This window comes from Paracoccus aestuariivivens (assembly GCF_009711225.1).
Lineage (GTDB): Bacteria > Pseudomonadota > Alphaproteobacteria > Rhodobacterales > Rhodobacteraceae > Paracoccus > Paracoccus aestuariivivens.
In genome coordinates this window covers 1-1,311 of the sequence record NZ_WMIE01000060.1, presented here as the reverse complement: position 1 = coordinate 1,311, position 1,311 = coordinate 1, and the positions used below count along the sequence as shown (strand labels likewise).

1 pseudogene is annotated in these 1,311 nt (G+C 59.3%); it reads right to left on the bottom strand.

The features are described 5' to 3' along the window. Positions 1-249: 249 nt before the first annotated feature. Positions 250-1,222: pseudogene (locus GL286_RS22045) on the bottom strand (IS110 family RNA-guided transposase). Positions 1,223-1,311: the final 89 nt, after the last annotated feature.

Sequence of the window (1,311 nt, the reverse complement as noted above, 5' to 3'; positions counted from 1 at the left end):
AAATCAATGGGTCCTTCGCTATTCAAGGTCCTTAGGTCAAGCGGCATCGAGCAGTGCACCGCCGTGGTTTCTCGGTCGTTCGCGGGCTTTCGCTTCTGTTCGGGATCAGAAAAGCGAGGCGGTCCAATCTGACTCGCGGCCTGACGACATGTGCTGTCGGAACTGGACCCATTGCGAACCCGTCTCGCCCGTGGTCCCGCGAAGGACACCCTCCATCGGCGGTGGAGCTCTTGCTTCTTTCTTACATGATCATGCTGCCGTGGCTTTCTCGCGCGACCAGTGGAAATCGCTGCCATCGACCCACATCCTGTGCATGATCACGGCAAGGCGTCCGGCCAGGGCCACAACCGCGCTCTTGAGGTCGGATCGCGTTGCCGACCTCGTGGCCTGCGCCGCCTCGTAGAGCAATCCCCGCATCATGCCGTCACCGCACAGGGACAACCGTCCGATCCGATAGCTTTCGCCCGATTGTTTGTGCATCGGTGCCAGTCCCGGGGTTGACCCGACGGCCCGAGAGCTTCGAAAGCCTGTCGGGATGTCAATCGTGCTGAGAAAGAAAAGTGAGGTCACTGGCCCAACACCAGAGATCGACATCAGGCCTAGGCAGACGGGGTTGCGCCTTGTGGTGCAGATGGGAAAAGGCCTCCCGGACCTTCCGTCTTGCCGCGAACAAGACGCTGAACACCTCGTCCAAGTCCGGCAAGGCCTCGATGAGATTCGTTACTCGCGCTTCAAACCGTCCCGCACCAACAGTTTCCACCTTGAGGCCAGAGTTGTGCAACAAACCACGCATGTCGCTTTCGATTGACCGAGCCTTTTCCTGCAAAAGCTTGCAGTTGCGCAGCAGGGCGCGGTGCTTCTGGCTGGCCAGGATCTTCACATGCACCGGGGGATTCAGATTGACACGCATCATCCGGGCGATCCCGCACGCATCATTGCGGTCGGTCTTGCTTGACAGCGCCTTGAGGAAAGCCTTGACGTGGCCTGTCTCGATGCAGATCACCGGCAGTCCGGCTTGGCTGGGTCCTCGAACAGTCGCTGAGACAATGGACCGGATTCCAACCCGATCCGCTCAAACCGGACATCCACGCCATTCAAGGCGCGAGAGATGTCCTCGGGGCGGCTAAGAACCTTTGCGCCCCCAACAGATCCGGCTGTCCTCATCTACGATACAGATCGCGGTCACTTTTACCGACACATCCAAGTCGGCACCATACTGCATGCTGCGCTTCCTACCTGATGCGTGTGGCTGCTTCTCACAGACCACGTTCTACCATCAGCCCGAAGCGCAGCACCTCATGACACCCGGAA